The organism is Salinivibrio socompensis S35 (assembly GCF_000513715.1).
Lineage (GTDB): Bacteria > Pseudomonadota > Gammaproteobacteria > Enterobacterales > Vibrionaceae > Salinivibrio > Salinivibrio socompensis.
Map to the genome: position 1 here is coordinate 1 of NZ_AQOD01000088.1, position 9,928 is coordinate 9,928.

Genomic DNA, 9,928 nt, shown 5'->3' on the forward strand with positions numbered 1-9,928 from the left:
AACAACCAAGATACCACCGTCCATTTGTGCTGCACCGGTGATCATGTTTTTCACATAGTCAGCGTGTCCTGGGCAGTCAACGTGTGCGTAGTGACGGTTTGGTGTATCGTACTCAACGTGAGACGTTGCGATGGTGATACCACGATCACGCTCTTCTGGGGCGTTATCGATTGACGCGAAGTCACGCGCAGCACCGCCGTATACTTTTGCAAGTACAGTACAGATAGCGGCAGTCAGCGTAGTTTTACCATGGTCAACGTGGCCAATAGTACCAACGTTAACGTGCGTTTTCGTACGTTCAAATTTTTCTTTAGACATGACAGTCCCTCTAAGCACGGTATTTCGGTGGCATTACGACCACACAACCAACAATTAGGTTTGTTGAGTATATATCAAACGGCTTGAAGTTACCTTGGAGAGGATGGTGCTGATAGGCAGATTTGAACTGCCGACCTCACCCTTACCAAGGGTGCGCTCTACCGACTGAGCTATATCAGCACTCTAAAAAGAGTGGAGCGGGCAGCGGGAATCGAACCCGCATCATCAGCTTGGAAGGCTGAGGTAATAGCATTATACGATGCCCGCAATCGTTACTCGTAGAGCTAATTCAAACAATTTGAAATTGGTGGTGGAAGAAGGATTCGAACCTTCGAAGGCTGAGCCGTCAGATTTACAGTCTGATCCCTTTGACCACTCGGGAATTCCACCTAAATTTTGGTGCCGGCTGCCGGAATCGAACTGGCGACCTACTGATTACAAGTCAGTTGCTCTACCAACTGAGCTAAGCCGGCGACAAGTGCTGCGCATTCTATGTCATGGATTTGAGGGGTGCAATAGGGAATTTTAAAAAAATGGGCGATTTTTTCGTCTTTTGGGTGTTTTTTTGCGTGATTGTTGGGAAAGTGACCAACTAACACATTGACGACAATGGGCGAACGCTTTTCCTTCCCGTTTGTTTGCGGTATCGTCACCCTCTTTATTGGCTTAAGGCACATGGATCATGAACGCAACGCTAACGCCTTATTTGTCGTTCGACCGTCAACAATGGGCTGAACTGAGGGATGCAGTGCCCATGACGCTTACCGAAGATGATATTGACCGCTTGCGCGGCCTGAATGAACACCTATCAATGGATGAAGTGCGAGATGTATACCTACCTCTATCGCGCTTACTCAACCTGTATGTTAAGGCGCGTAAAAGTCGCACTGAAGTGCTTGATGAGTTTCTTTCTCAACCCGTGTCAAACCATGTGCCTTACGTTATCGGGATTGCAGGCAGTGTGGCGGTTGGGAAAAGTACCACGGCGAGGCTCCTAAAAGCGCTTTTAACCCGGTGGCCGGATCACCCTAAAGTGGCGTTAGTCACGACTGATGGTTTTTTATATCCTAACGCTGAGCTTGAAGCGCGCGGCATCATGCATAAAAAGGGCTTTCCGCAATCTTATGATATGCGCAAGCTGGTTGAATTCGTCGCTGACGTCAAATCAGGTAAAGACTGTGTCTCTGCGCCTGTCTATTCCCACTTGGTTTACGACATTACGTCAGAGGAGCAAAAAGTCGAAAAGCCCGATATTTTAATCTTAGAAGGGCTGAATGTGCTGCAAAGTGGCATGGATTATCCGCATGATCCACACCATGTATTTATTTCTGACTTTCTCGACTTTTCTATTTATGTGGATGCCGCCCCTGACTTACTGAAACACTGGTACATCGAACGCTTTATGAAATTTCGGCGCGGGGCATTCCTCGACCCACAAGCTTATTTCCATCATTACACACGCTTATCCGTCGAGGAAGCGACACAGAAAGCGGACACCATCTGGAACGACATTAACGGCAAGAATTTACAAGAAAACATTTTGCCAACTCGTGAGCGGGCAAGTTTAGTGTTAGAAAAGGGCCCAAACCATTCCGTTCAGCGTGTTCGCGTTCGTAAGTAGCCTACGTTCGTAAATAACCTATTAGGTACAACTATTAATCATCGCGTCTTAACGAGATTTCGCCTCCCAAGTAAGGCGTGATGTTCCCCTCAACCTCTAGCAACAGCGCACCATGCTCATCAATACCCCGCTCAATGCCTTTTACCTGGCGATCACCCATTAACAGTTTGACGGGACGATCAATAAAATTATCCAACTGCGGCCAGTCAGCCAGGATACTGGCCATACCTTGCTGTTCGTAGGCGATAAGTGATGCCTTGAGACGGCAAATCAAGCTCGCGGCTAACGTATTCCGTGACGGCATCGGTGAGCAGGCATCGGCAAGCTTCGCCCAAGGCTGATCAATCGTGTCATTAAGATGGGTTCCCATACCGAGATTAAGCCCCATCCCAATCACGATATGCGCCGCATCGCCTGTTTGTCCTGTCATTTCAACCAAAATGCCCGCTAGCTTTTTATCCCGATAATAGAGATCGTTGGGCCATTTGACTTTCACGCCTGGCGCACCGAGATCGTGTAACGCTTTTGTCATTGCCACTCCGACCACAAGACTGAGCCCATGCCGCCGCGGGGCCCGCATCTAATCGCCAATACATGGAAAGGTACAAATTACTGCCAAACGGTGATTGCCATGCACGCCCTCGACGACCACGCCCTTGTTGCTGATACTCGGCTAAGCACACACTCCCTGGTTTTAGCTGCCCTACTCTATCCATTAGCTGCTGATTGGTCGAGTCAATCACCGGGATCACAGACAAAGAGGGTATATCGGTATGATCACTTAGCCACGCTTCATCGAGGAGCTCAATAGGTTGCGATAGACAATACCCTTTGCCCTGCACACGATATATATCAAGCCCCCACGACTGGAGCACCTTGATGTGTTTACTGACCGCCGCTCGCGTCATACTCAGCGCTTCACCGAGCATTTGTCCTGAATGAAACGCACCATCAGATAAACGAGCGATCAAGGCGAGACGTGCCGAATGCGCGCTATTCATTGTGCCTCCAAGGTGGTTTCACCCTGCTGATCAATCAAGCGCACCTCGTGCTCAAGCGCCACACCAAAGCGGGTATAGACGTGCGAGACGACTTGTTTGGCTAAGCGCAAAACATCATCACTGGTCGCGTTCTCAGCATTGGTAATGACAAGCGCTTGCTGGGGATGCACGCGTGCACCACCTTGGCGTTTTCCTTTTAAGCCACACTGTTCAATCAGCCATCCCGCGGCGATCTTGTTCTTCCCCAAAGACGCGGGATAAAGAGGGATCTCTGGATAAGTGGCCTTTAACGTCGCCGCTTGCTCGCTCTCAATCACGGGGTTTTTAAAAAAGCTTCCTGCATTACCACACACTGAGGGATCCGGTAACTTGGCGCGCCGAATCGCACACACAGCATCAAAAATGGCTCTGGGTGTGACTTGTTGGGAATCCAGTTCAGCCAACGCCCCATATTTAAGAACGGGTTTCCAAGCCTTGTTTAAGCGAAAGCCAACCTGAGTGATCACCCATCCTTGCATGACGGGAGTTTTAAAAATCGAATCTCGGTAACCAAACTGACATTCATCGCTAGATAGACGACGTTGATTGCCAGTGCCAGGGTGATAGATATCGACATAAGCACAACGCTCATAAAACTCGACGCCATAGGCACCAATATTTTGGATCGGTGCCGCTCCTACACACCCCGGAATTAATGCTAGGTTTTCAAGCCCAGGCATCCCATGATCAATACTCCAGGCTACAAACGCATGCCAAGACTCACCGGCCCCGACATGCAATAGATAATGATCAGCGTGGTTATCGACAGTGATTCCCATCAGGCGATTAAGAACCACCACCCCCTCGAAGTCCTGGCAAAAAAGCAGGTTGCTACCTTCACCAACCACTAACTTCGGTGAGGCGTGATAATCCGGCGCTTGCCAAATCGCTTGTAAGTCTTGCACACAGTGTGCTTCTACAATCGCTTGGGCACGCGCGGGCAAACCAAACGTATGATGGGGTGTCAAAGACACATCAGATAACCACTTCATCGTTGCATTACGCTGTCAGAAAACTCATGGATGGGTATACTACCTGTCCTGCTCGTGTTGCGCATCTATTAGGCTATGGATAATTATCACATTCACCCGCTCGATCCCTTACGATTCCCACTGGTAGTGCGGTTCTATAAAGCGCACTACCCTCCTGGAAAGCCCAAGAAAGATGAATGTATTTGGGTCATTGATAGCCCTAGCGGGCTATGCGGCGCGGTGCGCTTTCAGCAACGTCCCGATTATCAATTACTCACAGGCATGTTGCTTCATCCTGATCTGCGAGGGACGGGGTTAAGTCACCGTTTACTCAACGCAGTGCAAGAAACGCTGTGTCAACGTACCAGCTTCTGCTTGGCTTTCCGGCCACTGGCAACCTTGTATGCGCAGCATGGCTTTACGCCGGTAGACCATCAGGTATTGCCCGATGATCTTGCTGCACGGCTTGACCGTTATTGTCAGAGTGGCAAAGATTTAGTGGCGATGGAATACTCACCCAAAGCGTGACATTTACAACAAAGCCATTGCGCAATGATCCGTGGCTTGACGCAATGTCTGGTATCATTCAGGGTTTAGCATCAATGCTCGACTCTGGCCGTCGAACAAAAAGAGGTAATAATGGATTCAGCGAACGCAAACCGGCAGCTTATTGATCGCTTGCCCACCATTGCGCACCAGCCAGAAAATCTCGAAACCTTATTAGACGCGGTCTCATTTAGAGAACGGCTCCTTAGCGAAATAAAAAAAGCAACATCACGTATTTATTTGGTTGCCCTTTACTTACAAGATGACGAAGCAGGACGAAGCATTCTGGATGCGCTTTACGACGCGAAGCAAGCCAATCCAGCCCTCGATATCAAAGTGTTAGTCGACTGGCATCGCGCGCAGCGCGGGTTGATTGGTGCTGAACAGTCTGACGGTAATGCAGGACTATATCGGGCTTATGCAGAGCGCTACCCACATAAAATAGAGGTATTGGGTGTACCGGTTAGAAACCGTGAAGTCTTCGGCGTTCTGCACTTAAAAGGGTTCGTATTTGATAACACCGTCATATACAGTGGCGCCAGTTTAAATGATGTCTATTTGGCTCAACACGACAGATACCGTTACGACCGTTATCACGTGATCGATAATAAAGCGCTCGCCGACACCATGGCCGAGTTTATTGTTAACACGTTAACCGCCGACAGTGCCGTCAATTGCCTCACCTCGCCCGACCGCCCGAAAAGCAAAGCGCTGAAACCAAACATTCGTGAATTTCGCGGTCAATTACAGCAGGCCAGTTATCGCTACCAAGGTGAGCCCATTGGTGAAAACCAGGTAGGGCTTACCCCGATGGTCGGATTAGGTAAACGGAAAAATAAGCTCAATCGCTATATCTGTCATCTGATTGCCAGCGCTCATGATGAATTAGTGATTTGTACGCCCTATTTTAATCCACCACGCAGTGTCGTTCGCGAAGTCCGACGCGCACTTCGCCGAGGCGTGACCGTGAGTATTATTGTGGGTGATAAAACCGCTAACGATTTCTACTCCCCACCAGAGGCACCCTTTAAGACGATTTCAGCCCTGCCTTATTTGTATGAAGTCAACTTACGTAACTTTGCTCGTCGCAACGAAGCGGCGATTGCAAAACGTCAGTTAAATATCCATATCTGGAAACACGACGACAACAGCTTCCATTTGAAAGGGATTTGGGTCGATCGCCAGTACATGCTTTTAACCGGAAATAACCTCAATCCGCGCGCCTGGAAGCTAGACTTAGAAAACGCCATCTTGATTCATGATAAGCATCAGCAATTAGAGGCGCAGAAGCAGCAAGAGGTTGATACGATCTTGGCTCATACACAGCTCGTTGGTAGTTATAAGCAGATAGAAAAAATGGAGGATTATCCCGCGCCAGTTAAACGTCTGCTTAAGCGGATAAAGCGGGTTAAGGCCGATCATATACTCAATCAGATACTCTAGAGGATAGCAGCGATGAGGCAGGTCAAAATTGCAGCCATTGATGTCGATGCACAGCGCACGTTTACGCCGTTATGTCCTGACGAGTTACCCGTCCCCGAAGGCGAAACGCTCGGGCCGGCACTCAATGAGCAGGCAACGTTGGCTGACGTGCGTGTTCTGACCAAGGATGCTCACCCTGCTAACGCCATTTGGGTGGTTGATGATCCCGCTGACATGTTCCAGCCTTTACCACATAAAAACGCCGATCTAACTTGGGTGCAACACGCGGTACCTGGGACGAAAGGGTTTGAGACTATCGACGCGCTGCCAACAGTAACCGACTATCACTATGTGGTTTGGAAAGGAATTGAACCAGATCTTCATCCTTATGGCGCCTGCTTCCATGATATTGAAGAAAAGCTCAGTACTGGTTTAATAGAATGGCTACATAGCCAAGATGTCGAAACAGTAATAGTGGGCGGGCTGGCAACCGATTACTGTGTCAAAACAACCGCGATTCAACTGAAAAAGCGGGGTCGCTTCGATGTTATCGTTAACCTCGCCGCTTGCCGGGGGATTAATGCTAAAACCGTATCCTCCGCCTGTGACGAGATGCTGGCCGTCGGTATCAAATTAGTCGATAGTCAACTGGCGTTAAGCTGTCTACTACCACCTCGTTAATTTGTATCGCAGCGGCACATGATTTCCCGCTGCGATCTTCCTCTCTAATTCAATGTAATAGTCAAGCTCGCCACATTAATAAGCTTGAGCCCTAAGACATAAACATACCTTTATCGACAAGATTGCTAGGCTTCTTTGTCGCTATCATCTAGTGTCTCATTAACTATTTTTACAATAAAAAATAAGTTTGGAGGATAGCATGCAAAAATCGACAGCTCTGGGTCTATTGATCAGTGCCTCTTTATGTAGCTCCGCTTGGGCGATGCCCACATCACAACTCGATGCATTAGGTAATGGCCTCGATATCCAATACCAAGTGATTGATAATAAGCAAGATGACTGGCGCTCTTTCTCCGGTAAAGTGGCCTTTACTAACCAAAGTGCTCAGACACTACCTAAAACTGGCTGGGCGATTTATTTCAGCCACATCCGCATGATCAACACGATCGATACCGATCAACTCAAGGTCTCGCACGTCAACGGGGATCTGTTTAAACTCGAACCAACCGACGCATTCACCCCACTCGCCCCCGGAGACCAGCTAGTAGTTGGCTTTAATGCTTCTGACTGGCAAGTGGCTAAATCCGATATCATGCCCAACTGGTATCTAGCCTCAGAAGATGAAACCGGCTCTCATACTGCTTTGATCGCTAGCACTAGCAACCACAAAAACGGTCAGGTACCCACCAAGCCGGATGACGAGCTCACCTTTGTCAGCGACTTTAATTCCCCCGCACAGTGGAAACGTTATGGCGGTGCACTGACCGATCACTATGACCCATTCACCGCCGAGCAGCGCTATGCGCGTAACGCCGATTTGTCACTGGTCGATACGCAAGGACAGGTTTTGCCAACGCCAGCCAGTCGCGTCGAGAAAGGTGGCCATATCACCCTCGATAGCGAATGGATCGTGGTGTACGACAATGGTTACCAAGCACAAGCACAATGGCTTGCCGATCAGCTTGGTCTCTCAGCCACCGATTGGGCACCAACTAACCAAAAGGTGATCCATGTTGGCTGGGGGAAAGTGACTCTTAAAGGCAGCGATCAGTGGCATGAAGCCTATCGTTTAGATGTAAAGCCTAAGCAGCAACGCATTGAGATTGACGCCTCTGATGAAGCGGGGGCCTTATACGCCGCGCAAAGCTTGCTACAACTTAAGTCAGACGACGACATTAAAGCTGTCACACTAACCGATGCACCACGTTTCGCCTATCGAGGCCTGTCTGTTGATGCGGCACGCAACTTCCGTAGTAAAGAAGCCATCTTTAAATTGCTCGATCAGATGGCCGCACTAAAGCTCAACAAACTCCATTTACGTCTCAGCGATGATGAAGCATGGCGCATTGAGATCCCAGCCCTCCCTGAGCTGGCCGAAGTCGGTAGTAAGCGCTGCCATGATTTATCAGAAACCCGCTGTGTGTTGCCCTTCTTAGGCGCAGGGCCGGACGGCACAGAGGCATCAGACGGGTATTACACCACCGAAGATTATCAAGCTATTTTGCGTAAAGCGGATGCACTCAATATCACTGTGATCCCTGAAGTGGATATGCCGGGTCACGCACACGCCGCTATCAAAGCAATGGAAGCGCGTTACCACAAATACATGGCGCAAGGGGATGAAACCAAAGCAACCGAATATTTGCTCACTGACTTCGAGGATGACACTCAGTATCTTTCCGTGCAAATGTTCACCGACAATGCCATGAATGTCTGCATGGAATCGAGCTACCGCTTTGTCGATACTGTTGTCTCAGCATTGGTTGATGTGCACCGTGACATTCAACCGCTCAATACCTTCCACTTTGGCGGTGATGAAATCGCAGGCGCATGGAAAGACTCACCCGTTTGTCAGTCCTTCATTACGAACAACGATGCAGGCGTGAGTCGTGTCGATGATCTCAGCCAGTATTTTGTTGAGCGCATTTCGCACATTACCCAACGCCATCAGTTAGATCTCGGCGGCTGGGAAGATGGCTTAATGCACAATAATAAGGTCTATCCACGTGCACAACTTGCCAATGAACACGTCTATGGCAACGCGTGGCAAAATATCTGGGAATGGGGGGTTGCCGACCGAGCTTACAACCTCGCCAACAATGGCTATGGCGTTATCTATAACCAAGCCACACACCTGTATTTTGATCACCCCTATGAGCCTGATCCCAGTGAACGTGGCTACTATTGGGCGCCGCGTTTCACCGATACGCGTAAAACATTTAGCTTTATGCCTGATGATCTCTACGCCAACGCGGATACAAAACGCAATGGAGCGCCGATTACGAAACAAGAGGTCATCGAGGCTGCGACAGTGAAAACACTCACACGTCCTAACAACGTATTAGGTTTGCAGGCATCGATTTGGAGTGAAACGATTCGCTCAGATGGTCAGTTTGAGTCAATGACGTTTCCTCGACTCTTTGCCATGGCGGAGCGTGCATGGCACCGTGCAGATTGGGAAGCAAGCACACAAACCGGGCAAAAGGCCGATCAAGCCCAACGCCAAGTTGATTACAATCTGTTTTCTAATCAGTTAGCTAACTACTGGTTTCCACAGTTAGAACAACAAGGCATTGGCTTTCGCTTACCGGTTCCGGGTGGCGTGATAGAGAATGGCGAACTGAAAGCGAACTCACCGTTCCCAGGACTACCGATTCAATACTCAATCGACAATGGCGCAAGCTGGCAAGCCTACGATACCACCAATGCCCCTCACGTCAGCGGTCAGGTTCAGCTACGTACCGTTTCGGGTGAGCGTGTCAGCCGAATCAGTCAAATTAACTAACCTAACCATTAACCTATCATGGCAAGGACAAAGCCCCGTATAACAAACGGGGCTTTTTATTGGGTTATCATCCTGCTTATTTACAGAATCACGTACCTTCACCTGAAGGAAGTACTTAAGAAAACCACCTATACAAAAAACCTGACCGTCAGGCCAGGGCTTCATAGACTTCTCGTCCAGGTTTTAAAACCATAAAAAAAGCCCCGACCGTGAGGTCAGGGCTTCGTATTTATACTCATCAAAGTCTTACGTCAATCTGCTTTGATGCTCAAATTGCGAGCTATGCGCAGGGAGTTTTGAAGCGAGGAGCACAGTGTATGCCAATACATGAGCATCGCAGCTATCAAAAATCACAAGCAATTGGCGCAATTTATAATCAAAGCCTGGCGATGTCCTACTCTCACATGGGGAGACCCCACACTACCATCGGCGCTGCTTCGTTTCACTACTGAGTTCGGCATGGAGTCAGGTGGGTCCAAAGCGCTATGGTCGCCAAGCAAATTCGGTAATCTAGAAAGCTGTTCGTTCTCGCCACAATCAACTG

The 9,928-nt window shown here is 49.1% G+C and carries 7 protein-coding genes, 4 tRNA genes, 1 rRNA gene and 1 pseudogene; 5 read left to right on the forward strand and 8 right to left on the reverse strand.

Annotated features, from left to right (window positions below; translation table 11 throughout):
- The 5 genes from DZ54_RS20835 to DZ54_RS0110400 form a co-directional block, all read right to left on the reverse strand.
- Positions 1 to 318, reverse strand: a 318-nt coding sequence (locus DZ54_RS20835; RefSeq protein ID WP_037354246.1) for a GTP-binding protein, incomplete at its 3' end; no start/stop codon positions are given.
- A gap of 104 nt (positions 319 to 422) precedes the next feature.
- A tRNA-Thr gene (locus tag DZ54_RS0110385) sits at positions 423 to 498 on the reverse strand.
- Positions 499 to 511: 13 nt separating this feature from the next.
- Positions 512 to 585, reverse strand: a tRNA-Gly gene (locus DZ54_RS0110390).
- Between the two features lie 38 nt (positions 586 to 623).
- A tRNA-Tyr gene (locus DZ54_RS0110395) sits at positions 624 to 708 on the reverse strand.
- A gap of 7 nt (positions 709 to 715) precedes the next feature.
- Positions 716 to 791 (reverse strand) — tRNA-Thr (locus DZ54_RS0110400).
- 209 nt (positions 792 to 1,000) lie between these two features.
- On the opposite strand from DZ54_RS0110400, the gene coaA reads away from it, so the two are divergent.
- Positions 1,001 to 1,939 (forward strand): type I pantothenate kinase, encoded by a 939-nt coding sequence (gene coaA / locus DZ54_RS0110405; RefSeq protein ID WP_025674013.1) that lies wholly within the window; start codon positions 1,001 to 1,003, stop codon positions 1,937 to 1,939.
- 34 nt (positions 1,940 to 1,973) lie between these two features.
- Here coaA and birA read toward each other — a convergent pair.
- Together birA and murB are read right to left on the reverse strand one after the other, a co-directional pair.
- A pseudogene (gene birA / locus DZ54_RS20840) lies at positions 1,974 to 2,940 on the reverse strand (bifunctional biotin--[acetyl-CoA-carboxylase] ligase/biotin operon repressor BirA).
- Positions 2,937 to 3,971 (reverse strand): UDP-N-acetylmuramate dehydrogenase, encoded by a 1,035-nt coding sequence (gene murB, locus DZ54_RS0110415; RefSeq protein ID WP_025674014.1) that lies wholly within the window; start codon positions 3,969 to 3,971, stop codon positions 2,937 to 2,939. Before murB ends, birA begins: the two are co-directional and overlap by 4 nt.
- Before the next feature lie 75 nt (positions 3,972 to 4,046).
- Here murB and DZ54_RS0110420 point away from each other — a divergent pair, with 75 nt between their 5' ends.
- The 4 genes from DZ54_RS0110420 (at position 4,047) to DZ54_RS0110435 (ending at position 9,384) form a co-directional block, all read left to right on the forward strand.
- Positions 4,047 to 4,478 (forward strand): GNAT family N-acetyltransferase, encoded by a 432-nt coding sequence (locus DZ54_RS0110420; RefSeq protein ID WP_025674015.1) that lies wholly within the window; start codon positions 4,047 to 4,049, stop codon positions 4,476 to 4,478.
- A gap of 111 nt (positions 4,479 to 4,589) precedes the next feature.
- The gene (pssA, locus tag DZ54_RS0110425) at positions 4,590 to 5,939 is read left to right on the forward strand and encodes a CDP-diacylglycerol--serine O-phosphatidyltransferase (protein WP_025674016.1); all 1,350 of its coding nucleotides are present in this window, start codon (positions 4,590 to 4,592) and stop codon (positions 5,937 to 5,939) included.
- 12 nt (positions 5,940 to 5,951) lie between these two features.
- Entirely contained in the window at positions 5,952 to 6,599 is a 648-nt protein-coding gene (locus DZ54_RS0110430) for an isochorismatase family protein (protein ID WP_037354251.1), read from the forward strand.
- A gap of 199 nt (positions 6,600 to 6,798) precedes the next feature.
- Entirely contained in the window at positions 6,799 to 9,384 is a 2,586-nt protein-coding gene (locus DZ54_RS0110435; protein ID WP_025674018.1) for a family 20 glycosylhydrolase, read from the forward strand.
- Between the two features lie 381 nt (positions 9,385 to 9,765).
- Here the strand turns inward: DZ54_RS0110435 and rrf are convergent.
- Positions 9,766 to 9,881, reverse strand: a 5S ribosomal RNA gene (gene rrf, locus DZ54_RS0110440).
- Positions 9,882 to 9,928 lie beyond the last annotated feature (47 nt).